This is a genomic window from Nonomuraea sp. CA-141351, from assembly GCF_050944675.1.
GTDB lineage: Bacteria > Actinomycetota > Actinomycetes > Streptosporangiales > Streptosporangiaceae > Nonomuraea.
The window spans coordinates 9,874,580-9,899,240 of record NZ_CP191982.1 but is presented as its reverse complement, the minus strand read 5'-3'; the positions used below and the strand labels follow the sequence as shown (position 1 = coordinate 9,899,240).

Genomic DNA, 24,661 nt, shown 5'->3' with positions numbered 1-24,661 from the left:
ACTGAGATTTTCGTTTGCCGGAACGATGGTCTAATCTTCGGAATATGTCCGCGGAGAGCCCATTTGAGCCGGCGGCCGACACCGACGCCGGATCCAAGCTCGTCGGGTCCGATCGCGTGCTGGCGGTGCTGGCCGAGCTGGCGCGCCACCCCGATGGGATCGGGCTGGAGGAAATGGCGCGGGCGGTGGCGAGCCCGAAGCCGACGGTGCACCGGGCCCTTGCCGCGTTGCGCCGCGCCGGGTTCGCCGCCCAGCACGGTCACGGCCGGTACGTGCTGGGAGACGAGTTCCTGCGGATGGCCTTCGCGCACCACGAGGCGCGGCCCGACCATGTCCGTGTCATGCCGGTTCTCAAGGCGTTGTGCGATCGCTACGGCGAGACGGTGCACTATGCCGTGCTGGACGGTCCCTCGGTCGTCTACCGGTCCAAGCTGGATCCGCCCGCGGGCGCGGTGCGGCTGACCTCGGTGGTGGGCGGCCGTAATCCGGCGCACTGCACGGCGGTCGGCAAGGTGCTGCTGGCCCAGGCACTCCGCGACGAGGACGCGGTCCGCGCCTGGGTGAACGGCCGCACGCTGGAACGCCCGACCGAGCGCTCCATCGGGACGGTCGAGGAGTTGCACGCCGAGCTGGTGAAGACCCGCGAGCAGGGGTACGCCGCCGACGATCAGGAGAACGAGCCGGGCGTGAACTGTGTGGCGGTTCCGGTGTATTCGGCCTCGCCCACCGTGCCCAGCGGCGCGATCAGCGTCAGCGGCCTGGCCTACCGCACCCCTCTGCGGACGCTCATCGACGACCTGCCCGCCATCCGCGCCATCGCCTCCGGAGAAGATCCCTCATGACGTTCACCGCTGTCCCGGCCTCGGCCGAGGTCTACGCCCTGGGGGAGGGTCCCGTGTGGGATACCGCCCGCCAGCGCCTGCTCTGGGTCGACATCGTCACGGGCACCGTGTACGAGGGTCTGCTCGACGCGGCGACCGGCTCTGTCGCCGCCACCGGCCGGCACGTCTTCGACGGCACCGTGGGCGCGGTCGCCGTGGCCGCCGACGGCGATCTGATCGTGGCCGAGCAGGCCACCCTGACCCGGCTCGGCACCGACGGGAGCCGCACGGAGCTGGCCCGGGTGCTGCCCCAGGGCATGCGCAGCCGCCTCAACGACGGTGCCGTGGACCCGGCCGGACGGTTTCTGATCGGCAGCCTGGCCAAGGACGATCGCGGGGGTCAGGAGATGCTGGCCCGCCTCGACGAGACGGGTGTGACCTACCTCGATACCGACCTGGTGCTGTCCAACGGCCTGGCCTGGAGTCCTGCCGGTGACCGTCTCTACAGCGTGGACACCTTGCCGGGCACGGTGTGGGTGCGCGACTACGACCCGGACAGCGGCAAAGCCGGGCCGCGGCGGGAGGCGTTCACCATCACCGACGGCAAGCCCGACGGGATGTGCGCCGACACCGACGGCAACCTGTGGATCGCCAACTGGGGGCGCGGCCGCGTCGAATGCCGCACTCCTGCCGGGGGTCTGCTGGCCACCGTGGAGACCGGGGCGCCGCACACCTCCAGCGCCGCCTTCGCCGGCCCCGACCTCGACATCCTCGTCATCACCACCGCCACCCAGGGCCTGACCGACCAGGACCTGGCCGCACACCCCGACTCGGGCCGCCTGTTCACCGCCCGCGTGGGCGTGCGCGGCCTGCCCACCCCCTACTGGACCCCTCTCACCTGAGATTCGGAGAAAACACCCTTGTACCTCATGCGCATAGGCGCGCCCGGCGCCGAAAAGCCCGTCGTCCGCGTTGACGACACCCACTATGTCGACGTCTCGGACCTCACTTCCGACTTCGACGAGCGCTTCTTCGGTGCGGGAGGCACCGCCTCGCTGGCCCGGCCGGTGGCCGACCGGATCGCCCGCGGCGAGGTACGCGACTTCGCCGGTGAGCGCGTTGGCGCGCCGATCGCCCGCCCACACCAGATCCTGTGCATCGGCCTCAACTACAGCGACCACGCCGCGGAGACCGGCCAGGCCGTCCCGGACGAGCCGATCCTGTTCACCAAGTCGCCCAACACCCTCGTCGGGCCCAACGACGAGGTGCGCATCCCGCGCAACTCCACGAAGACAGACTGGGAGGTGGAGCTGGGCATCGTCATCGGCAAGCGCACCTCCTACCTGGACTCGGTCGAGGAGGCGCGCGACGCGATCGCCGGATACTGCGTCGTCAACGACGTCAGCGAGCGCGCCTTCCAGATGGAACGCGGCGGCCAGTGGAGCAAGGGCAAGTCCGCCGAGACGTTCAACCCGGCGGGCCCCTGGCTGGTCACGCCGGACGAAATCGCCGACATCAAGGATCTCGGCGTGTGGCTGGACGTCAACGGGGTCCGCCGCCAGACCGGCACCACCAAGACGATGATCTTCGACCCGTACGTCATCGTGCACCATCTGAGCCAGTTCATGGTCCTGGAGCCCGGTGACCTGATCAACACCGGCACTCCGCCCGGCGTCGGCATGGGCCACAATCCCCAGATCTGGCTCCAGCCCGGCGACGTGATGGAGCTCGGCATCGACGGGCTCGGCAGCCAGCGCCAGCAGGTCGTCGGCCCCCGATAGCGCGCTCGCGACCACGCGGCGCCCAAGCGCGTGACCTGCCCGACCATCCACATCGACCAGCGGTGCTGAACCCCGCCTTTCCAGAGAGCATGAGCGTGACCGATCCAGAATCGCGGCGGCTGACCGCGTCCGACCCCACCCTTCTGGCCGCGGTGGAGGCCGCTGTGCCGGGGATCGCCCGTACGCGGGCGAGTGACCGGCTCGGGATGGCGCACGATGCCTCGCATTATCTGCTCACGCCGCAGGCTGTGCTGGTGCCCGAGAGTGCTGAGCAGGTGGCGGCGCTGCTGCGCGCCGGGTTGCCGGTGACCTTCCGTTCGGGTGGCACCAGCCTGAGCGGGCAGGCGGTGAGCGAGCACCTGCTGGTCGACACCCGCCGGCACTTCCGCGGCATCGAGGTGCTCGATGAGGGGGCGCGGGTGCGGGTGCAGCCGGGCGCGGTGTTGCGGCAGGTCAACGCCCGCCTCGCCCCCTACGGCCGCAAGCTGGGGCCGGACCCGGCCAGCGAGTCGGCATGCACGATCGGCGGGGTCGTCGCGAACAACTCCAGCGGCATGACCTGCGGCACGCACGCCAACACCTACCGCACCCTGGAGTCGATGACCTTGGTGCTGCCCAGCGGCACCGTGATCGACACCGGCGCCCTCGACGCCGACGAGCGGCTGCGCGCCCTGGAGCCCGACCTCACCAAGGGCCTGGAACGGCTGCGCGACCGCGTCCGGAGCAACCCGGACTCGGTGCGCCGCATCACCGCCCAGTTCTCGCTCAAGAACACCATGGGCTATGGCCTCAACAGCTTCCTCGACCACGACTCGCCCGCGCAGATCCTCGCCCACCTGATCATCGGCAGCGAGGGCACGCTGGGCTTCGTCGCCGAGGCGGTGCTGCGCACGGTCCCGGCCCACCCGCTGGCCGCCACCGGCCTGCTCATCTTCCCCACCCTGCGCCAGGCCATGGCCGCGATGCCCGACCTGGTCGCCATCGCGCCCGCCGCCGTCGAACTGCTGGACGCCGAATCCCTGCGGGTGGCCCAGAGCGACCCCCAAGCCGACGACCTGCTGCGCACCCTGGCCGTCCACGACCACGCCGCGCTGCTGATCGAATGGCAGGAACCGCATGCAGACCTGCTCGCCGAGCGTGAACGCGCCGCCGAGACGCTCCTCCCGCAGCTGGGGCTGGCCGCGCCGGCGCGGCTGAGCAGGCAGGCCGGCGGCCGGGCCGCGTTGTGGCACATCCGCAAGGGCCTGTACGCCTCCGTCGCCGGCGCCCGCCCCACCGGCACCACCGCCCTGCTCGAAGACGTCGCCGTGCCCGTGGCCGCCCTGGCCGATCTGTGCGACGAGCTGACCGGCCTGTTCGCCACACACCACTACGAGCGCAGCGTCATCTTCGGCCACGCCAAAGACGGCAACCTGCATTTCATGCTCAACGAGCGCTTCGACACCGGCCTGCAGCGCTACGCCGACTTCACCCATGACATGGTCGAGGCTGTCCTGGGCCGGGGCGGCACGCTCAAGGCCGAACACGGCACCGGCCGCGTCATGGCCCCCTTCGTCCGCCGCCAATACGGCCAGGAGCTGTATGAGGTGATGCGCGAGGTCAAACACCTGTGCGACCCCGCGGGCATCCTCAACCCCGGCGTCGTCCTCACCGACGACCCCCACACCCACCTGCGCGACCTCAAAACGGTCGTCACCGTCGAGCCCGAGGTCGACCGGTGCGTCGAATGCGGCTACTGCGAACCCGTCTGCCCCAGCCGCGACCTCACCACCACCCCCCGCCAGCGCATCGTCCTACGCCGCGAACTGGCCGCCGCCCAAGCCGCCGGCGACCACACCCTCGCCCGCCAACTCGAAGCCGAGTACGGCTACGACGCCGTCGACACCTGCGCCGTGGACGGCATGTGCGCCACCGCCTGCCCCGTCCTCATCAACACCGGCGACCTGACCAAACGCCTACGCGCCGAACGACACGGAAGCCTGGCACAGAAAGGCTGGCAGAGCGCCGCCCGCCACTGGGACGGAGCCACCCGGGCGATGAACCTGGCCCTGGACACCGCCGCCGCCACCCCACCCCGCCTCGCCGAGAGTGCCAGCCGATCCGCCCGCGCCCTCACCAGCCCCGACACCATCCCCCAATGGACCCGCGACCTGCCCCGCGGCGGCACCCGCCGCCGCCCCGCCCCGGCCGCCGACCCCGACGCCGTCTACCTGCCGTCCTGCCTGAACACCCTGTTCGCCCCCGCCGAGGGCGGCCCCGGCGTCATGACCGCCTTCCAGCGCCTGGCCGAACGCGCCGGCCTGCGCCTGCACACCCCGAAACAGATCGCGAGCCTGTGCTGCGGCACACCCTGGTCCTCCAAGGGCTACACCCACGGCCACCACACCATGGCCCGCCGCGTCCACGACACCCTCCTGCAAGCCACCGACAACGGCCGCATCCCCGTCGTCAGCGACGCCGCCTCCTGCACCGAGGGCTACCGCCACCTCATCCCCGACCTCCACGTGCTCGACGCCGTCGCCTACACCGCCGAACACATCCTGCCCCGCCTGCCCACCCCGGCCCGCCGCCTGCCCACCCTGGCCTTGCACCCCACCTGCTCCTCCACCCGCCTCGGCCTGGACGCCGCCATCACCCACATCGCCCAGACCATCGCCGACCACGTCGTGGTCCCCGACGGCTGGCAATGCTGCGCCTTCGCCGGCGACCGCGGCCTGCTCCACCCCGAACTGACCGCCTCGGCCACCCACGCCGAAGCCGCCTCCGTGACAGCCGGCGACTACACCGCCCACGCCTCACTCAACCGCACCTGCGAACTCGGCCTCACCCGCGCCACCGGCAAGCCCTACCACCACCTCCTCGAACTCCTCGACCAAGCCACCGCCTGAGCGGGACCACCGTGAGTGAGCGACGCGTGGTGGTCCGTGCATGGTTCCGCATTACGCGCTAGCATTCCATGAAGCGGAACAGAAACGGAGAGAGCATTGGCTGAGGCCCAGTCCCCGGTGGGGAGCGTCGATCGCGCCCTGCTGATCCTGCAGGAGATCGGCAAGCACAGCAGAGGCGTTACGCTCGACGAGCTCGCCACCCGGCTCGGGCAGCCCAAGAGCTCGCTGCACCGTCTGCTCGGCGCCCTGAAGTACCGGGGGTTCGCGGCGCAGCCAGAGCCGAGCGGGCCGTACTTCCTCGGCACCGAGATGCTGGCCACGGCCTTCAGGTTCTACGAGGCGATGGATCTGCGCACCCTCGTGCGCCCGCTGCTGCTGCGGGTGAGTGAGGAGTTCTCCGAGACCGTGCACATGGCCAGGCTCGACGGCGGGGAGGTCGTCTACCTCGACAAGGTGGAGGCGGTGCGGTCGATCACGATGACCTCGGTGATCGGCGGCCGCAACGCCGCCCACTGTACGGGCGTGGGCAAGGCGCTGCTGGCCTGGACCTATCCCACCGACGAGGCGGTCAAGGCCTGGGCCGAACGGTTCGGCCCGCTGTCGGGCAGGACCCGTAACACCATCACCAGCCCGGCCAAGCTGGCCACCCACCTCGACCAGATCCGCCAGCGCGGCTACGCGCTCGATCTGGAGGAGAACGAGCCTGGCGTGCGCTGTGTGGCGGTCCCGGTGTTCATGGGCATGACGGCGCCGGTCGCGGCGGTGAGCGTGACGGCGCTCAAGGATCGGATGTCCTCAGCGAGGATGGAGGAGATCGGCCAGGGCCTGCGACGGTCGGTCTCCGAGCACGTGTGACGCGCCCGTAAGGGACCGGCTCTCGGGCGCCACATTGCGGAATGGGATTCCGCATGACGGAGCAGCAAGCACCGGCGATATGCGGCCATGTCACTGACGCCTCAGCCTTCGGTACGGACCAACCATGAAGCCGTGGCAGGCGCGCCGGTCTGCTGATTCCATTATGCGGAACGCTAGTGCGCATTGCGGAATGGCTGCTATCTTTCTGGGAGAACTTCTCCAGAGGGGACGTGCATTCAATCCATGTACCTCGAGCTCGATACCCCGTCGCTCGTCATCGACCTCGATGCGGTCAGGACCAACGTCGCCGAGATGGCCAAGACGGCCGCCGCGCACGGTGTCAGGCTGCGACCGCACATCAAGACCCACAAGATGCCGGAGCTGGCGCGGATGCAGCTCGACGCCGGAGCGAGCGGCATCACCTGCGCCAAACTCGGTGAGGCCGAGGTGATGGCCGACGCCGGGATCGACGACATCCTGCTGGCCTTTCCCATCTGGGGCGAGCCCAAGCTGCGCCGCCTGGCCGCGCTGCGTGAGCGGGCCCGGGTGCGGGTCAGCCTCGACTCTCCCGAGGTGGCCGCCGGGCTCGGCCGGCTGGGCGGGCCGCCGGTGGAGGTGCTGGTGGAAGTGGACACCGGGCAGCACCGGCTGGGCCGCCCGCCGGGCCGGCCGACCGCCGACCTGGTCGCCGAGATCGCCGCCGTCCCGGGCGTGGAGGTCGTGGGCCTGCTCACCCTGGCCGGACACGCCTACCACGCGCGCACCCAGGCCGAGCTGGCCGAGACCGCCCGCCGCGAGGGCGAGGACCTCGTGGCCACGGCCGAGCTGTGCGCGCGGGACGGCATCGAGCTGCGCGAGATCAGCGTCGGCTCCACCCCGACCGCCCGGTACGCGGCCGGCGTCGCCGGGGTGACCGAGATCCGGCCGGGCACCTACATCTTCAACGACACCGCGATGATGCGCCTGGGCGTGGCCACCGAGGAGACGGCGGCCGCCCGCGTGCTGACCACCGTGATCGCCAGATCGATCCCGGAGCGTGTCGTCTTCGACGCGGGCACCAAGTGCCTCACCTCCGACGGCGTCGGCTCGCCCGGCTGGATCAGGGCCGTGGGCCTGCCGTATCTGCACATGGACTTCCTCAACGAGGAGCACGGGGTCGCCCGCCTGGAGCCGGGGCACCACGACGAGCTGCCGGTCGGCACGCGGGCGCAGCTCATCCCCAGCCACGCCTGTGCGGCCGTCAACCTCTTCGATGTCGCCTACGGCGTCGAGAACGGGCAGGTCGTCACCGAACTCCGCGTCGCCGCCCGCGGCGCGGTGCGCTGAACGGAGGGAAACACCATGCGGGGACTCGCGGGCAAGCGGGTACTGATCAGCGGGGGGAGCAGCGGCATCGGCGCCGCCACGGCCCGCAGGTTCCTCGAGGAGGGCGCCAGAGTGGTGCTCGGCGGGCTCGACCAGGCCGAGGTGGACGGCGCGGTGGCCGAGCTGTCCGCGCTGGGTGAGGTGAGCGGCCTCGCGGGCGACGTCAGCGCGCAGGACGACGTCACGCGCCTGGTCGAAGGGACGGTCGCGGCGCTGGGCGGCGTCGACGTCCTGATCAACAACGCCGGTACGGCCTGGCGCGAGCCGTTCCTGGAGATCACCCCCGGCCACTGGGACAGGATCATGGCGGTGAACCTGCGCGGCATGTTCCTCGTCGCCCAGGCCGTCGCCCGTCACCTGGTCGACCAGGGCACCGGCGGAGTCATCCTCAACATGTCCTCCACCAACGGCCTGGGCGGCGAGGCCGACTACGCCCACTACAACGCCTCCAAGGGCGGCGTGCTGCTGCTCACCAAGACCATGGCCGTCGAGCTGGGCAGGCACCGCATCCGCGTCAACGCGCTGTGTCCGGGCTACATCCAGACCCCGCTCAACGCCTCGATCTCGGCCGGGCTGGACGGGGACTTCGTCTCGGCGTACGAACGCGACCACATCCCCCTCGGCCGGGCCGGGCTCGCGGAGGAGGTCGCGGCCGGATACGCCTTCCTGGCCTCCGACGACGCGGCCTTCATCCATGGCACCGAGCTGGTCATCGACGGCGGCCAACTGGCCATCATGTAAATGAGCATGGCCACCACGCCCGGGGCGTGGTGGCCATCGTGTTCCCGGAGGTCGGTCAGCTCGTGGTGAGCGTGACCACGTTCGGGGCGTAGTCGTTCCGCGACCCGTCGGTGCCGTGGAAGACGATCTTCTGGGTGTTGCCCGTGCCGGTCAGCGCCGAGAGCGGCACCGACCACTGGTAGAGGCCGTTCGCGCTGGAGACCAGCGGGCTGACGCCGGCCACCACGCTCCATGACCAGTCGGTCGAGGCCCCGGTCTTCTGGAACAGGGTGTTGTTCTCGATCATGTACTCCGCGCCGATGGTGTTCACCGACCAGCCCGTCTGGTAGTTCGCGTCGGTGTCGATGAAGACGTGGTAGTGCGTGTACGGGAGGTTGAACTGCGCCGTGTAGGTCGCGTTGGTCCCGCTGACCGCCGCCGTCGCGCCGGTGATCGGGCTGGGGTTGGTGGTGGTGACGGCCGCCGCGGCCGACTGCGCCGAGACCCGGTCGGTCGTGTCGCGGGCCCGCACGGTGAAGCTGTAGGAGGTGTTGAGCGTCAGGCCGCCCAGGTTGACGCTGGTGAGGTCGCCGGGCAGCGACAGCTCCCGCACGCCGTTCTTGAACACGTCGTAGTAGAGCACGTCGTCACCGGGGTCGGCGTCGGACGAGGCGGCCCAGGTCAGCTTGACGCTGGTCGGGCCGATGTCGGAGGCCACCGGTGTGCCGGGCACGGTGGGAACGCTCGCGCTGGCGGCGGCGGTGGTCACGGCCAGCGCACCGCTTGCGGGGGAGAGGTTCCCGGCCCGGTCCCGCGCCTTGACGGTGAAGGTGTAGGAGGTGGCGGGTGACAGTCCGGCCACGTCGAACGTGGTCGCCGCCGGCGTGAAGTTGGCCTCGGTGCCGACCTTCACGCCGCCCTGGTAGACGTCGTAGCCGACCACACCGGGGTAGGCGGCCGAGGTCCAGCTCAGGCGCAGGCTCGTGGCGGTCACCTGGCTCGCGGTGGGCGCGGCGGGCGTCGCGGGCACGGCGCCGCCGCTGCCCTTGGCGGCCGTGACCTGCGCCGACATGTACGAGGCCGAGGGGAGCTGGTCCCACGGGTTGACCATCACGTCGTTGGTCACGTACACGTATCCGGCGTTGTTGGCCTTGGACGTGGCGATGACGGTGGCCAGCGCCGTCGTGTCGGGCACGTCGTAGACCAGGTGCCAGATCCGCTTGGGGTCGTAGTCGGCCTCCCACGCGGCGGGCAGGTACGGGGCCTGCCGGTTGAGGTAGGAGCTGTAGGACCCCTCGAAGGTGACGAGGATGTCGGCCGCGTCCTGGAAGCACGCGTCGGGCGAGACGCCCGGGTTGGCGATGGTGGTCGCGCCCGGATGGTACTTCTTCACGTACGCGGTGGCCTCGCGATAGAGGTCCACCCAGGTCTGGCTGCCGGCGGTGGGCCCGCAGGCGTTCTGCGCCTGGTCGAAGAAGATGCCGTCGATCGCGGAGCCGTAGAACTGGTACCACTTGTTGACGTCGGACTGGATCTGCGCCCGCCAGTCCTCGATCGCCAGCGAGCCGAGCCGCGTCTTGTTCTCGGGCCGGCCGGTGGTCCCGAAGTAGCCGGTGTCCACGTAGCCGATGACCTTGATCCCGGCGGCGTGCGCGGCCGACAGCGCGGATGCGTACGCGGCCTTGGCCTCGTTGTCCGGTCCGTTGGCCACGTTGGCGACGAGCACGCCGGGCTTGCTCGCCGTCGTGTTGAGCTGGTTCCAGTAGGCGAGGGAGTCGCCGCTGGGCAGGAAGTAGGCGGGGACCGCGACCTGCTGGTCGAGGACGGCGTCCGCGGCGTGCGCCGGCGTGGCGGTTAACAGCGGGATCGCCAGGAGCGTGGCGCCGAGCAGGGCACGCCGAAGAGGGTTGAGCATGTACGCCCTTTCTCTACTGCTGGAACAGTGCGTTGACTTCGGAGTTGGCCTTGGGGAGCGCCGTCTTGGCGTCGACGGTGCCCAGGAGGACCGACGAGATCGCCGTGTCCATGATCTCGTTGATCTTGTCGGCGTTGTCGGTGACGGGCAGGAGGAACGTGCCGCCGGGGGCATTGGCCTCCTCCACGAACGGCTTCATGTCACGCCCGGCGGCCTCGTGCGCGGCCAGGGCCTTCGCCGAGGCGGTGGTGATGGCGGGCAGCACCTCGGTGGTGGCGGCGATCAGGTCCTGGCACTCCGAGGAGCCCGTGAACTTGACCCACTTCCACGCCTCCTCCTTGTGCTTGGTGCCGGCGTAGATCGCGTCGGAGACGCCGTTGATCGGCGTCTTGCGCCCCTGCGGCCCGGCCGGCAGCGGCGCGACCGCGAGGTTGAGCGTCTTGTTGTCGAGGTACGGCTTGGCCATCCACGACCCGGCCATGACCATCGCGGTCTTGCCACCCTGCAGCACCGCGTCGCCGCCGAGCGCCGACTGCTTGTCGTACGGCGGCGCGTACCCCTTCTTGATCAGCCCGGCGTACCAGTCGATCGTCTCGGCCAGCTTCGGGTCGTCGTAGAAGTACTTGGTGCCGAACGGGTTCTTGTCGAGGTACTTGAAGCCGTTGCCGGCCGCGAAGGCGGCCCAGCCGGTCTGGCCCAGCGCGCCGGTGTTGTAGTCGGGCGCGATGCCGTAGACGGCCACGTGGTCCTTGTCGAAGCCGGGGTCGGTGCCCCTGCGGCCCTGGTCGTCCACGGTGAGCGCGGCGATGGCCTTCTCGAACGTGCCGCCGTCCTGCGGGTTCCAGGTCCAGTTCGCGAAGCCGGCGCTGTCGAGGCCGGCCTCCTTCACCTGATCCTTGTTGTAGAAGACGCCGATGGTGTCCCAGTCCAGCGGCAGGCCGTACCGCTTGCCGTCGCGCACCCAGACGTCCGCCAGGCCCTTCTGGTACTGGTTCAGGTCCACCTTGTCGCGCGCGACGTACTCGCTGATGTCCAGGAGCTGGTTGTTCTTGGCGAACTGCGGATAGTAGGCGACCGAGTCGCGGAAGACGTCGGGGGCGGTGCCCGAGACGACCTGGGTGGTGAGGTTCTGCCAGTACTGGGCCCAGGCCACCGAGCTCAGCTTGATCGTGATGTTCGGGTTCTTCTTGGTGAAGGCGTCGGCGCACTGCTTGTACGCGGGCACCTGGCTGTCGACCCACATCACGTAGTTGAGGGTGACGGGCCCGTCGCCCCCGTCGGCGCCGCCACCACCTCCGCACGCTGCGGTGACGGTGACGAGCCCGGCCAGGGCCAGGAGTGCGCGAGTCTTCTTGCTGGACATCGGGGGGTCCTTTACTTGATGCCGGTGAAGTTGAGCGAGTTGGCCAGCCGCTTGCCGAAGACCAGCAGGAGCAGCAGGACGGGGATCACGGAGAGGGTCGAGCCGGCCATCAGGCCCGTCCAGTCGGGACGGGCGTTCGGCGACTGCTGCAGGAAGACGCCGAGCGCGACCGTGAGCACCCGGCTGCCCTCCTCCTGACCGACGAGCAGCGGCCAGAGGTAGTCCTTCCAGGCGTAGACGCCGTTGATGAGGGCGATGGTGATGAGAGGGCCCTTCGACATGGGCAGCGCGACGCGCCAGAAGACGCCCCACACGCCCGCGCCGTCGATGACGGCGGCCTCCTCGACCTCGCGCGGCAGCGAGAGGAAGAACTGCCGCAGGAAGAAGACGGTGAACGGGGTCATGAGCAGGATCGGCGCGACCAGCCCGGCGAAGGTGTTGAGCAGGCCCAGGTTGCGGACGAGGGCGAAGTTCGGCAGCAGCGTGAAGATCGGCGGGACCATCAGCGCGGCGACGAACGACGAGAACAGCACCTCCCTGCCCCGGAAGCGCAGCCGCGCCAGGGCGTACCCGGCCATCGCGCACGACAGCGTCTGCACGGCGACCACGACCGCCGTGTAGACGACGGAGTTGCGCAGGTAGAGCACGAAGTCGAGGGAGGCGCCCGAGCCGCCGGCGGCCTGGGCCTCGGCGAGGGTGGACAGGCCGAGCACGCGCTTGAAGTTCGCCCAGGTGAAGTGCTGCGGCCACAGCGAGAAGTTGTCGGAGAACAGGTGATGGGCGTCGGTGAGCGCCGTACGCACCATCCAGTAGAAAGGGAACACGGTCACCAGGACGGCCAGCCCCAGCACCGCCCAAGCGACGATCCGGCCTGCGCGCATGGCAGCCGCTCCTATCCGAGGTCCGAGTCGGACGCGCGCATCAAACGCATCTGTATGTAGGTGAGGACGCCGAGGATCAGCACCAGGCTGAGCGCCATGGCCGCCGCGTAGCCCATCCGGAAGTGGGTGAACGCCTCCTGGTAGATGTAGTAGTAGATGACCTTGGTGGCGTTGATCGGGCCGCCCTTGGTGGCCACCGCGATGGTGTCGAAGATCTGGAAGCAGCCGATCACCGAGACCACCAGCACGAGCGCGAGCACGGGGCGCAGCAGCGGCAGGGTGATGCGGAAGAAGGTGCGGATCTCGCCCGCGCCGTCCATCGCCGCCGCCTCGTACACCGAGGCGGGGATCTGCAGCATGCCCGCGTACAGCAGCAGCGCCACGTACCCGGCCGAGGCCCAGGTGGTCACCGCGGCCACGCTCGGCATGGCCTCGGCCGGCGCGTTGAAGAAGCCGTGTGTGGACAGGCCCATGGCGCCCAGCAGCTGGTTGACGAAGCCGAGGTTGGCGTCCAGCAGCCACAACCACAACAGCGCGGTGGCCACGTTCGGCACCAGCCAGGGCAGCAGCAGCGTGGCCCGCAGCACCACCGACTTGGTCAGGCGGTGCATGAGCGCGGCCAGCAGCAGCGCCAGCGAGAGCTGGCCGACCAGGTTCAGCGCGGTGTTGTAGCCGGTGAGCAGCAGCGCCTTCCAGAACAGCGGGTCCGTGGCCAGCTCGGTGTAGTTGTCCACCCCGACGAACTCGGGCTCCGACAGCAGGTTCCAGTCGGTGACCGAGAGCCACAGGCCGCGGACGCTCGGGTAGATGTAGAACGCGGCGAAGCCGACCAGCGCGGGGAGCAGGAACAGCAGCGCGTACCTGCCCTGACCGCCCTCGGCGCTGTGCCGCTGCTTGAACGCGGGCTTGAAGGCCGGCTTGCCGCGCGTGAGTGTCGCGGTCATGCCAGCCTCGGCACGAGCTTGAGCGCGTTGCCGGCGTAGACCTTGCTGAGGACGTCGTCGGGCAGGTCCAGGCCGGAGATCGTCCAGCGGCCCATCAGCGGCGGGTCGTCCAGCGAGTGCGCGAACGCCTCGTCGCCGGTCTCCATGAACCGGAAGTGGATGCGGTAGATCTCACGGTCCGGCGGGATCTCGTCCGTGCCGAACAGCACCCTGTCCGGGTGGCGCAGCATCAGCTCGCGCGTGGCGCGCGGCTGGCGGCCCAGCTCGGCGATGCGCGCCGCGATGTCGATGTGGAAGTTCGGGTACGTGTCCAGCATGCGGCTCGCGAAGCCCAGGTTCTCCGGCCAGCAGCCGGCGTGCACGCCGATCACCGTGGTCGCCGGGTGCCTGGCGACCATGGACTCCATGGCTTCCATCAGCCGCTCGAACGGCGGGAACTCCGGCCCGGAGAAGTTCCAGTCCGGCCGGGCCGCCAGCAGCTCGAGGCGTTCGTTGCGCTCGTCGGCCGGCTCGAAGAAGGCCACCGGGTCGGCGGTGTGCAGGGCGATCGGGATGCCGGCCTCGCCGACGGCCGCCCAGAGCGGGTCGAGCCGCGGGTCGTCGAGCATGACCAGCTCGCCGCGGTCGTCGCGGACCCGCAGGCCCACGTCCTTCCACACCTTCAGCCCGGCCGCGCCCTCCGCCACCGACCTCCGCAGCTGGGCGGCCAGCCGCTCGCCGAATCCGGGCTCGGCCGTCTGCGACCAGTCGACGTGGCAGAACGTGGCGAACCTGCCCGGGTGGGCGGCGTCGTAGCGCTCGATGTTCTCGGCCAGCTCCTTGCCCCAGCGGCCGTCGAGGTTGACCATGCCGCGCAGGTTGAGCTCGTCCATCAGGCCGATTAGGGCCGGGACGTCCTTGACCATCCAGTCGCCGTCCTCGGTCAGCCAGCGGCCGAGGTGGATGTGGGCGTCCACGGCGGGCACGCGGGCGCGGGCGATCTCGTGGACCGCGACCCGCAGCTGCGACACCGGCCGGTACCTGGAGAGGGGCAGATCCGCGTCACACATTCCTGATTCCTTCCGGCAGCAGGTCGCCGTGGGCCGCGATCAGGTCGTCCACCAGCTCGCGGATCTTGCGGACCGGGAGCGTGGCGGAGGTGTTGGGGTCGAGCAGCGCGGCCTGATAGACGTGGTCGCGCCGGCCTTCGAGCGCCGCCTTCACGGTCAACTCGCTGACGTTGAGGAACGTCCGGTTGAGCGCGGCGACCTGGGCGGGCAGCTCGCCGACGCGCACCGGCTGCACGCCGGCGCGGTCGACGTGGCAGGGCACCTCGACGGTGGCCTCCTGCGGCAGGTTGGAGATGACCCCGCCGTTGCGGACGTTGCCGTGGATCATCCGGCGGGTGCCCGTCTCCATCGAGTGGATGGCCAGCGAGGCCAGCTCCTCGCCGCGCCGGATCGGCACGCCTCGCCCCTCTTCGAGCGAGCGCTTGTACGCCTCGTACTCCTCGAAGCCGTCGGCCAGCCACTCGAGGTAGACGCCGACCGGGATCCGGTAGCGCGCCACCTCCTCCTCGTGCGGCAGGAACCAGGGCAGGTACTCCGAGCCGTGCTCGCTGGACTCGGTCGGGAAGTAGCCGAAGTTCCGGTAGACCTCGACGCGGACCCGGCGGGCCAGCTCGGGATCCTTCTCGATCAGCTCGTCCAGGCGGTCGTAGAGGTTCTCGCCGTTCCGCTCGAAGCGCAGGACGAACGCCTGGTGGTTGACGCCGGCGGTGAGGAAGGAGACCTCCTCCTCCGGCACGCCGACCATCCTGGCCAGGGTCTTCTGCGTGTCGCGGGCGGCGTGGCAGACGCCGACGACGTTGCGGAACGGGGTGCCCGCGTACACCGACCACGGGATCATCGACATCGGGTTGGTGTAGGTGAACAGGGTGGCGTCCGGGGCGAGCTCTGCCAGGTCGTGGCCGATGCCGACCATGACCGGGATCGTGCGCAGGGCACGGAAGATGCCGCCGATGCCGAGGGTGTCGGCGATCGTCTGCCTGACGCCGTACGCGGCGGGGATTTCGAAGTCGCGCTTGACCGCTTCCAGGCCGCCCACGGCGATCTCGTTGATGACGTAGTCCGCGCCGGCGACCGCCGTCCTGCGGTCGGCGTGGGCCTCGATCGTCGCGCCGACGCCCAGCTCGGCTACCATCCATCGGGCCATGGCCGCGGCGGTGTCGAGCCGGGCCTGGTCGATGTCGTGGAGCACGATCGTCGACTCCGACAGCTCCGGAAATGTCAGGATGTCGGAGAGCAGGTTCTTGGCGAACGTGATGCTGCCGGCGCCGACGAGGACGATTCGCGCCATGTTTACCTCGCTTCCGGGGTCAGCAGGGCCTTGACGGGGGTGGAGCGGCCGTTCATCAGCGCGGTGAATACGGCCGCGCCCTCGTCGAGGGGGAAGGTCTCGACCCAGCTCAGGTCCCATCGGGCGACCAGGTCGAGGGCGCCGGCGAAGTCGGCGTCGTCGTAGGCGAAGGAGCCCAGCACGCGCTTCTCACCGCGTACCAGGTCGGCCGCGTCGTAGCCGGCCACGTGGTCGGCCAGGCCGAGCCAGACCGCCACGCCGCCGGGGCGCAGGCGGGCCAGCGACTGCTCGTGTGTGGCGGCGGCGCCCACCGCGTCGAAGATGACGTCGTACTCGCTGGTCAGCTCGGGACCCACCGCCCGGGCTCCGAGCCGGGTGGCGATCTCCAGCCGATCCGGCGCGCGGTCGGCGACCTCGACCGAGGCCGCGCCGCCGGAGAGCGCGACCTGCAGGCAGGTCAGCCCGATCGCACCGGCGCCGATCACGCCGACCCTGGCCCCCGCCGGACGCCCGGCCAGCCGCCAGGCGTGCACGGAGTTGGCGGCGGGCTCGACGACGCCCGCGGCGGTCCAGCCGAGCCCTCCGGGCAGCGGCACCACGGCGCCGGCGGGCACCGCGACGCGCTCGGCGAAGGCGCCGGGCCGGTGCACTCCGATGATCCGCCGGTTCCTGCAGACGTTGCGCAGCCCGGCCGCGCACACGTCGCACGCACCGCAGGACAGGATGGGGTTGACCGTCACCGCCTGCCCGTCATCGGTGCGACCGGCGAACTCGTGCCCCATCACCAGCGGCGGCACCCGGAACCCCGGGGTCTTGACGCCGTGCAGCTCGCTGCCGCAGATCCCGGACGTGACCACGTGCACGAGGACCTCGTCCCGGCCGACCTCGGGCTCGGGCACGTCCTGCGGCTCAACCACACCCGGCCCGGTGAAGACGAGAGCCTTCACCGCGGATCTCCGCCCGTCGAATGCGCGCGTTCCATGGGGCTCCGTTCTCCCTGATTGCCTATCATTCCGTATTGCAGAACGACATTCCGAACTGGCGATAGCAGATCACTGCGGCGAAGAGTGTGTCAAGAGGTCCGGGGAGTGGGCATGCCTCACGGTCCGCGGAGCGCACGAGTGAGGGCTGTCTGAGCTCGTGCGGGGCGGACTACGGTGAGCTGGGGCCCAAGGCACTTCGGTATGCCGGGGGGAGCGTTCCGGCCCTCTATTCCGCAACACGGAATGTCACTCTGTGTTATGGAATCGGGTGCGGTTGATATCGATATTGGTGATGGCATTCCGGCGCGGCCGCGAACCCAGGTGAAAGTTTCACCAGCGTCCGAGGCCTCGTCCAAGGTCAGCGTGGTTGCCACGCTTGCGGCCGCTGGGGCGCTCTTGCGAAGCATATGGAGCCGCGAGACCTTCTGGGAGCGCTCCCAAAAGTGCTGCTCGGCCGCTTCGAGAAAAGCGGTGTATCGCATCGGTTTCGACACGGAGAAACTCTCATGCCAAACCACCGGAGCTCGTGGCGCAGAGCGTTGATGGCCACATTTGCCGTCCTGCTCGCCGGATTCGGGCTCGCAACCGTCCAGACCGCCGCCGACGCCGCCGTGTCGTGTTCCGCCACCTATTCCAAGAGCTGGGACAGCGGCAGCGCGTTCGGCGGCACCATCACGGCGACCAACACCGGTGACCCGTTGACCACTTGGGCGCTGAGCTTCGACTTCCCCAACAATCAGGTGATCACCCAGATGTGGGACGGCGCGCCCACCCCTGCGACGCCCACGCCGGCGGGTGCGGTCATCACCATCAACCCGGTCTCCTACAACGCGGCCAAGGGCACCGGGGCGACCTGGACCGTCGGCTTCAACGGCACCTACACCGGCGGCGTCAACAACAACCCGCCCAGCGTCTCGTGCTCCGGCAACGGTTCCGGAGGGACGCAGCAGGCCCTGGTGGTCTCCCCTGCCGGCGTGAGCGTGCCCGAGGGCGGGACCGGCACCTACACGGTCCGCCTGCAGTCCCAGCCGTCCGGCAACGTGACGGTCACCAGCACCGCGGGCACCGGTGACAGCGACATCACCGTGAGCGGCGGTGCCGGCCTGACCTTCACCACGTCCAACTGGAGCACCCCGCAGACCGTGACCCTCCGCGCCGCGGAGGACTCCGACAGCACCAACGGCACCCGGGCGATCACCGTCGCCTCCTCCGGCCTGGCCTCCGTCACCGTGAGCGCCACCGAGGCCGACAACGACGGCGGCACCGGTGGCGCGGCACCCGCTCTGCACGTCTCCGGGAACCGGCTGCTCACCTCCAGCGGTGCCACCTACCGTCTGCTCGGCGTCAACCGGGCCAGCGGCGAGTTCGCCTGCGTGCAGGGCAAGGGCATGTGGGACAGCGGCCCGGTGGACCAGGCCTCGGTCAATGCGATGAAGGCCTGGAACATCCACGCGGTCCGCATCCCGCTGAACGAGGAATGCTGGATCGGCACCAACGGCTCGCCCAGCGGCGCGGCGTACCAGCAGAACGTCAAGGACTACGTGAACCTCCTGGTCGCCAACGGCATCACGCCGATCGTGGAGATGCACTGGAACTACGGTCAGTACACCGGTCAGGGCGCCGGCTGCTCGGACACCGCGGCGACCTGCCAGAAGCCGATGCCCGACGCCCAGTACGCGCCGACGTTCTGGACCGGCGTGGCCAACGCCTTCAAGGGCAACAACGCGGTCGTCTTCGACCTGTTCAACGAGCCCTACCCGGACGCCGCCGCCAACTGGAACGCGACCGCCGGCTGGACCTGCTGGCGCGACGGCGGCACCTGCACCGGCATCGGCTACCAGGTGGCAGGCATGCAGTCACTGGTGAACACGGTACGTGCCACCGGCGCGACCAACGTGATCATGCTCGGCGGCCTGGCCTGGTCCAACGACCTGAGCCAGTGGCTGACCTACAAGCCGAACGACCCGGCCGGCAACCTGATGGCCGCCTGGCACACGTACAACTTCAACAGCTGCTCCAACACCTCCTGCTGGGACAGCCAGGTCGGTGCCGTCGCGGCGCAGGTGCCCGTGCACGCCGGTGAGATCGGCCAGAACTCCTGCGCTCACGACTACATCGACCAGGTGATGGCGTGGGCCGACACACACGGCGTCGGATACACCGCCTGGACCTGGAACCCGTGGGGCTGCAGCCAGGGCAACGTGCTCATCACCGACTACAACGGCACCCCGACCAGCACCTACGGCGAGGGTTTCAAGGCACATCTGCTCGCCCAGAATCCACTCTCCTAGAACCACGGGGCCGGGCCTGTCACCTGGCGGGCCCGGCTCCCGCACCCGGAACAGTGATCACCCCAGGCCGAGCAGAGACTCGACGGACTCCCACGCGGGAGGCTCCGGCCACCCGCCCGCGGCCTCCAGGCCGATGACCGCGCAGGCCAGCAGGTGCTCGCCGGGCGGCAGGTCGCCCTTCAGCGTGGGGATCGTGGTGCGCGGGGCGAACACGTTGGTGCCGGGCAGGGCCGTGACGAGGGCTCCCTCCCGCCGGCCGGACAGGTCCTCGATCACGCACAGGCCGTGCGGCGAGTCGAGCCTGGCCCGGCCGGGGCCGGTGTCGACCCTGGTGGGCGGCCGGTCCCGGTCGACCGCGAAGGCGCCCTCGGCCGTGCGCAGCGCCCGCCCGGTCCTGATCCGGTGCACCCGCACGTGCCACGGGGGCAGCGCCACCAGCCAGGTCTCGATCTCCACGTCGTCCCAGGGCGTCCAGCGCGCGTGCAGCACACCGTCGGAGGCGGAGGCGTCGTGCGGCAGCTCGCACGGCCGCCAGTGCTCGCCGTCCTCGCTGAGCGCCAGCGTGCTGTCGAAGGCGCCCTGCTCGAGCCCCAGTGTCCCGGCGGGCACGCTGAAGCCGAAACGCGTGGAGTAGGCGAACTTGGCGTACTTGGCCGCGCCATGACGCGCCCACGGGGCGTGCTGCCCCGCGCTCAGCATCACCACGTGCCGTCCCTCCTCGCAGCGCATCAGTGCCACGCCTGCCTCCGGCTGGGTGCTGACCTCGGGCAGCGGGGGCGCCTCGGCCTCCTTGGCGGCCCAGAACGGGTGGTCCGCGGGCAGGGCGAGCGGCAGGAACGCCTTCATGGCCCAGTACGGCGAGCCGGGCGCGTTGTACTGCTCGGCCATGTGCGGCTGGGGGTAGCCGTAGCCGATGGTGAGCAGCCCGGCGGTGTCGCGGATGGGCTGTCGGGCCCACCAGGACACGTTCCGCAGCAGGTGCCCCTTGGTCACCTCCCAGGGCAGCGCCTCGACCCCGGCGAAGGCCAGCGCTCCCCAGAACGCCGACTGCGCGAAGCGGTAGGTCAGGCTCCTGCCGAACGGGACGGCGACCCCCTCGCTGGTGAACCAGTGCTGGAAGTCCTGGGCGAACAGCGCGGCCCGCTCGCGGAAGCGCTCGGCCCTGCCCGGGTCGTCGCCGAGCGCCGCGTAGATGAGGCCGTAGTAGTGCATGGCGAACGGGATGTAGTAGTCGCGCTGCCACTTGGGCCCGTCGGAGTACCACCCGCGTCCGAGGTCGAACTGCTCCAGCCGGTCGAGCCTGGCCGTGTTGGCGTCGTGGTCGTGCGAGACCCCGACGCGGTCGAGCCCGAGCCCCACCATGACAGGGAAGAACAGCCAGTTGTTGTCGTTCGGCTCGACGGTGACCGAGTGCCGCAGCCAGGCGGCCACCGTGTCGCGCTGCCGGCCGGTCAGCGGGTCCCAGATCTGCCCGGGGGCCAGGGCGAGCGCCAGGCCGATGGCGGCGGTCTCGACCAGCCGCTGGTTGCGGTCGAAGGCCGCGCCCCAGTAGTCGGGGTGCTCGGGGTCGGTCCCGGCGGCGAGCCCGGCGCGCCAGAGCTCCCAGTGATCGAACGCCCCGCCGCCGGCCGCCAGCGGCGCCAGCCCCCACAGCGGACGCGCGAACGCTTCCAGCTCGGCGGCCGCCTGGTCGTAGTGCGCCGTGTTGAACCCCAGCCGCAGCCGCCCCCCGCCCGGGCTGAACCGGGAGATCAGCGGCGCGACCAGGTCCAGGACCTGACGCCGCAGGTCGTCTCGGTCGCTGCCAGGCCGTCCTGCGCGGTCGTCGGTGTCCACAGGCTCACTCTCATCCGTTGGGAAAGCGCTTTCAGATAGACAGGGTTCCCGCGGCCGCCCTCACTTGTCAACAGCCGACGGTACTGTCACCCGGGGTGGTGCGGTGCTGTCACGGACGTGCAGCTCCATCGGCAGATACACCGGCTCCCCGTCGTGCCCCTCGGTCATGAGGGCCTCCAGCATCTCGGCCGCCTGCTTGCCGAGCTGTCCCCGGGGCACCGACACCGTGGTCAGGCTCGTGTGCGCCACGTGGTCCAGCTCGATGTCGTCGAACCCGACCACCGACAACTCCTCGGGAACCCGCACCCCGAGCTCGCGCATCCGGGTCACCGCCCCCAGGGCCACCAGGTCGTTGTAGGTGGTGAGCGCGGTGGCGCCGGTGCCGGGCACCTCGGCGGCGGCCTCGTACCCGCAGCGGCTGGTGGGCCCGCACGGCAGGATCGTGACGGAGATGCCGAACGCCTTGGCCGCCTCCAACGCCCTGATCCGCTCGGAGTTGGCCCAGGACACCTCGGGCCCGCTCAGGTAGGCGACCCGGCGGTGGCCCAGCTGCGCCAGGTGGCCGCAGATCAGCATCATCCCGCCGAAGAAGTCGGCGGAGACGGCGGGCGCGGCGATGCCGGGGACTATCCGGTCGAGCAGGACGAGCGGGTGGTCCCGGGCGGTCAGGACGACCAGGTCGGAGCGCTCCATGCGGGGAGAGCAGAGCAGCACCCCGTCGCAGCTGCGCATCAGGTCCTCGACCAGGTCGTGCTCGACCGAGGGGTCCTCGTCCGACTCCATGACCATGACGCGGCGCCCGTGGGAGCGGGCCACGGCCGACACGGCCTTGAGCACCTCGGGAAAATAGGGGTTGGCCAGGTCGGGGACCAGCACGCCGATGGTGCCCCACTCCCCGCGGGCGAGCCCCTGCGCCGCGGCGTTGGGCCGGTAGCCCAGCTGCCTGACCGCGTCGTGGACGCGCGCCGCCAGCGAAGGGTCGACCTTGGCCGTGCCGTTGAGCACTCGGGAGACCGTCGAGGCCGACACCCCCGCCGCCGCCCCGACGTCGCTGATCGTCACCCGTGCCGGGCGGCCCTGCCGCAGATTCCGCACCTGCTCCTCCTACCCCCCGTGGAGCGCCCGTCAGCCGAGCAGCTCGCGCAGATGATCCAGATCTCTCCGTACGGCCGCCGCCGGGTCGGCCGCCGGGTAGTGGACGTGCAGCGACAGCAGCCCGGTGTAGCCGCGTGCGCGCAGCCCGGAGATGATCTCCGGCCAGCGGACCACGCCACCGTCCGCGAACGGTTGCCACTCGCACACCCAGCCGTCCGCGGCCGATCGCCAGACGGCGTTCTTCACTCCCATGCAGGCCATCCGATCGCCCAGCAGCTCGACGTTGAGCGCCCATGCCTCGCTGCCCTCCTTGGCCTGGTTGCCGGGGTCGGCGTAGAAGCGCACGTCCCTCAGGTCGCCTGCGAGTGCGAGGGCGAGCGAGGCGGACGGATGGATCGTACCGTGATGCAGCTGGAGCGCCAGCTGCACGCCGTGCCGGGCGGCGAGGCCGGCCAGGCGGGACAGCGCGGCCCTGGACTCCTCCAGCTGGCGGCGGTATCCGGCGGCGGGGTCGTAGCGGTAGAAGCCCACCCGCACGAGGGGGACGCCGCTCTCGCCGCAGGCCGCGATGATCCGTTCGGCGTCCGCGCCGGTGTCGAGCAGGTCGGTGGTGACCACGTCGAGGGTGAGCCCGCGGCGCTCGAGCTCCGCGGCGACGACGGCGATGCCGCCGGGGTCGGCGGGGCTGACCGTCTGCCCCTCGCGCACGACGAGATCCGCCCCCTCGGCGCCCACCGAGGCCACGGCCTCGGCCAGCCGGGCTGCGTCGATGGGGCCGAAGGGCTTGGTGAAGGCGAGCAGGCGCACACGTACTCCTAAGTCAGAAAGCGCTTGTCCGAAGAGCCGATCGTCGCAACTCTTCCATGGTCTTCTCGGCGCGATGCCGCCAAGAAATACCAGGATAACGCGCATATGTCGGGCACCGACGGGCCGTGGAGGGCGTCGACGGGCCACTCTTCACGATCGAGCATGGATCTGAAAACGCTTTCTCACAAGCCTTGAATCGGGTTATGAGCCGGGTTACTCTCGACCCACCCTCGGGCAAGCGCTTACCGGATGCCCGAGCGCCCCTCTGGCCTCCGCCTCTCTTGGAGGGCTCCATGAAACCTCACCGGCCTGGCACCGCCGCGATGATCACGGCAGCCGTGGCGTCACTGCTCGTGGCGGCCTGCGGTACTTCGAGCAACAGCAGTGGAGGTGGCTCGCAGACCACGCTGCAGATCTGGGACTTCTCCGCCGAACAGGTGAACTTCCACAAGGACGTCGGCGCGCAGTTCGCCAAGGAACATCCCGGCATCAAGATCGAGTGGCGCTCGATCACCCAGGCCGACTACATGAAGACCCTGCCCCTGGCCTTCCAGAGCAACCAGGCGCCGGACATGTTCTACTGGAACGCGACCGGGCTGTCCCAGTTGCTGGACCAGAAGTGGGTCAGCCCGCTCAGCCCGAGCGGGACCGTCCCCGCCGACTTCACCAAGCGCTGGCCGGACGGGTCCTTCCTGGAAGGCATCAACATGCAGGACGGGAAGACGTACGGCTTCCCGTTCTCGGAGAACCTGTACTGGGGCTCCGGCTACATGTTCCTCAACAAGCAGGTCTTCCAGCAGGCCGGGCTGGACGTCAACAACCCGCCCAAGACCTGGACCGACCTCAAGAAAGCCTGCGCGCAGATCAAGGCCAAGACCAAGGCGGAGTGCATCGCCGCCCCCACCAAGGGCGTGGACATGCAGCGGATCTGGTTCGGGCTGATCAGCAGCGTCTCGACGGACGAGTTCTTCGACTACAAGACGGGCAAGTTCGACCTGACCGAGCCCGGGCAGCTGAAGACCTTCGCCTTCATCCAGGAGCTCAAGAAGGCCGGGTACCTGGCGCCGGGCACCAACGACAAGAACTTCTCCCGCCAGCAGTTCGCCGCCAACCAGGCCGGCATCATGTTCGACGGCACCTGGCTGCCGAGCGTGTGGGCCAGCCAGGGCTTCGGCAGCGACAAGTACGTGGTGGCGCCGCGCGTCAACCCGGACGGCGGGCAGACCGGCGCGGGCGGCCGCAAGTACGACACCAGCAAGTACTGGGTCAGCTCGCAGACCAAGCATCCCGACGCCATGTGGACGTTCATCCAGTGGATGACCGACCCCAACGGCTACTTCGTCAAGCAGTACTACAAGAACGCCTTCGGCACGCTGGCCTACGTCGACAACCAGAAGATGGTCACCGACCCGGCCCTCCGGCAGATCATGCAGATCGGCGCGTCGCCGGGCTACCGGGTCCAGCTTCCCGTGCCGCTGCTCAAGTGCCCCGACATCGCCAAGTCCAAGGCGTACGTCAACGCGCTGGCCAAGAACCCCGACGGGGAGTGGGAGGCCATGGGCCAGGCGCTGACCAGCGGCCAGCCTCTGGAGTCCGCGGCCGCCGGCATCGTCAAGCAGCGGCAGGCCGCCCTGGAGGAAGGTCTCAAGCAGGAGGCGGCCAGTGGCCTGAAGGTGTCGATGGACTGCTACACCTTCCCCGACTGGGAGTACACCAAGGACTACACCTCGGACAAGTACCGCAACTGACCGGACGGCCTTCTCCTTCGTGAGGACCTCA

General features: G+C 70.0%; 19 protein-coding genes. 9 read left to right on the top strand and 10 right to left on the bottom strand.

All coding sequences use genetic code 11. The features are described from left to right. The first annotated feature begins 44 nt into the window (after positions 1-44). The 7 genes from ACQPWU_RS46420 (at position 45) to ACQPWU_RS46390 (ending at position 8,451) form a co-directional block, all read left to right on the top strand. A complete protein-coding gene (locus ACQPWU_RS46420) occupies positions 45-842 on the top strand; it encodes an IclR family transcriptional regulator (protein ID WP_433432359.1) in 798 nt (265 codons plus the stop codon). Continuing rightward, positions 839-1,723 carry an SMP-30/gluconolactonase/LRE family protein gene (locus ACQPWU_RS46415; protein WP_433432357.1) on the top strand — a complete coding sequence of 295 codons (885 nt, stop codon included), beginning with the start codon at positions 839-841 and terminating at the stop codon, positions 1,721-1,723. Before ACQPWU_RS46420 ends, ACQPWU_RS46415 begins: the two co-directional genes overlap by 4 nt. An 18-nt stretch (positions 1,724-1,741) precedes the next feature. Then, positions 1,742-2,602 carry a fumarylacetoacetate hydrolase family protein gene (locus ACQPWU_RS46410; RefSeq protein WP_433432356.1) on the top strand — a complete coding sequence of 287 codons (861 nt, stop codon included), beginning with the start codon at positions 1,742-1,744 and terminating at the stop codon, positions 2,600-2,602. Positions 2,603-2,697: 95 nt separating this feature from the next. Continuing rightward, the gene (locus tag ACQPWU_RS46405; RefSeq protein WP_433432353.1) at positions 2,698-5,490 is read left to right on the top strand and encodes an FAD-binding and (Fe-S)-binding domain-containing protein; all 2,793 of its coding nucleotides are present in this window, start codon (positions 2,698-2,700) and stop codon (positions 5,488-5,490) included. A 96-nt stretch (positions 5,491-5,586) separates the two neighbouring features. Continuing rightward, positions 5,587-6,345, top strand: a complete 759-nt coding sequence (locus ACQPWU_RS46400; RefSeq protein ID WP_433432351.1) for an IclR family transcriptional regulator — start codon at positions 5,587-5,589, stop codon at positions 6,343-6,345. A 243-nt stretch (positions 6,346-6,588) separates the two neighbouring features. Continuing rightward, positions 6,589-7,671 (top strand): alanine racemase, encoded by a 1,083-nt coding sequence (locus ACQPWU_RS46395; RefSeq protein WP_433432349.1) that lies wholly within the window; start codon positions 6,589-6,591, stop codon positions 7,669-7,671. 15 nt (positions 7,672-7,686) lie between these two features. After that, on the top strand, positions 7,687-8,451 hold the full coding sequence (locus ACQPWU_RS46390) for an SDR family NAD(P)-dependent oxidoreductase (RefSeq protein ID WP_433432347.1): 765 nt from the start codon (positions 7,687-7,689) through the stop codon (positions 8,449-8,451). Positions 8,452-8,506: 55 nt separating this feature from the next. On the opposite strand, the gene ACQPWU_RS46385 is transcribed toward ACQPWU_RS46390, so the two are convergent. The 7 genes from ACQPWU_RS46385 to ACQPWU_RS46355 are packed head-to-tail and all read right to left on the bottom strand — an operon-like array spanning position 8,507 to position 16,817. After that, positions 8,507-10,345 carry a spherulation-specific family 4 protein gene (locus ACQPWU_RS46385; RefSeq protein ID WP_433432344.1) on the bottom strand — a complete coding sequence of 613 codons (1,839 nt, stop codon included), beginning with the start codon at positions 10,343-10,345 and terminating at the stop codon, positions 8,507-8,509. Positions 10,346-10,358: 13 nt separating this feature from the next. Then, positions 10,359-11,708 (bottom strand): ABC transporter substrate-binding protein, encoded by a 1,350-nt coding sequence (locus tag ACQPWU_RS46380; protein ID WP_433432342.1) that lies wholly within the window; start codon positions 11,706-11,708, stop codon positions 10,359-10,361. A gap of 11 nt (positions 11,709-11,719) precedes the next feature. Continuing rightward, a complete protein-coding gene (locus ACQPWU_RS46375; protein WP_433432340.1) occupies positions 11,720-12,589 on the bottom strand; it encodes a carbohydrate ABC transporter permease in 870 nt (289 codons plus the stop codon). A gap of 11 nt (positions 12,590-12,600) precedes the next feature. Further along, positions 12,601-13,533, bottom strand: coding sequence for a carbohydrate ABC transporter permease (locus tag ACQPWU_RS46370; RefSeq protein WP_433432338.1), 933 nt, complete (start codon positions 13,531-13,533; stop codon positions 12,601-12,603). Continuing rightward, positions 13,530-14,582: an amidohydrolase family protein gene (locus ACQPWU_RS46365; RefSeq protein WP_433432336.1), complete on the bottom strand. Its 1,053-nt coding sequence runs from the start codon at positions 14,580-14,582 to the stop codon at positions 13,530-13,532. Before ACQPWU_RS46365 ends, ACQPWU_RS46370 begins: the two co-directional genes overlap by 4 nt. Next, entirely contained in the window at positions 14,575-15,870 is a 1,296-nt protein-coding gene (melA, locus tag ACQPWU_RS46360; protein WP_433432334.1) for an alpha-galactosidase, read from the bottom strand. Before melA ends, ACQPWU_RS46365 begins: the two co-directional genes overlap by 8 nt. Before the next feature lie 2 nt (positions 15,871-15,872). Continuing rightward, entirely contained in the window at positions 15,873-16,817 is a 945-nt protein-coding gene (locus ACQPWU_RS46355; protein WP_433432333.1) for a zinc-binding dehydrogenase, read from the bottom strand. Positions 16,818-17,395: 578 nt separating this feature from the next. On the opposite strand from ACQPWU_RS46355, the gene ACQPWU_RS46350 reads away from it, so the two are divergent. Then, a complete protein-coding gene (locus ACQPWU_RS46350; protein ID WP_433432330.1) occupies positions 17,396-19,144 on the top strand; it encodes a cellulase family glycosylhydrolase in 1,749 nt (582 codons plus the stop codon). 57 nt (positions 19,145-19,201) lie between these two features. On the opposite strand, the gene ACQPWU_RS46345 is transcribed toward ACQPWU_RS46350, so the two are convergent. The 3 genes from ACQPWU_RS46345 to ACQPWU_RS46335 are packed head-to-tail and all read right to left on the bottom strand — an operon-like array spanning position 19,202 to position 22,882. Then, complete coding sequence (locus ACQPWU_RS46345; RefSeq protein WP_433432328.1) at positions 19,202-20,980, bottom strand: DUF2264 domain-containing protein; 1,779 nt, start codon at positions 20,978-20,980, stop codon at positions 19,202-19,204. A 60-nt stretch (positions 20,981-21,040) separates the two neighbouring features. Further along, the gene (locus ACQPWU_RS46340; protein ID WP_433432326.1) at positions 21,041-22,075 is read right to left on the bottom strand and encodes a LacI family DNA-binding transcriptional regulator; all 1,035 of its coding nucleotides are present in this window, start codon (positions 22,073-22,075) and stop codon (positions 21,041-21,043) included. Between the two features lie 30 nt (positions 22,076-22,105). Beyond that, complete coding sequence (locus ACQPWU_RS46335; RefSeq protein ID WP_433432324.1) at positions 22,106-22,882, bottom strand: sugar phosphate isomerase/epimerase family protein; 777 nt, start codon at positions 22,880-22,882, stop codon at positions 22,106-22,108. A gap of 293 nt (positions 22,883-23,175) precedes the next feature. Here ACQPWU_RS46335 and ACQPWU_RS46330 point away from each other — a divergent pair, with 293 nt between their 5' ends. Further along, positions 23,176-24,630, top strand: a complete 1,455-nt coding sequence (locus ACQPWU_RS46330) for an ABC transporter substrate-binding protein (protein WP_433432322.1) — start codon at positions 23,176-23,178, stop codon at positions 24,628-24,630. Positions 24,631-24,661: the final 31 nt, after the last annotated feature.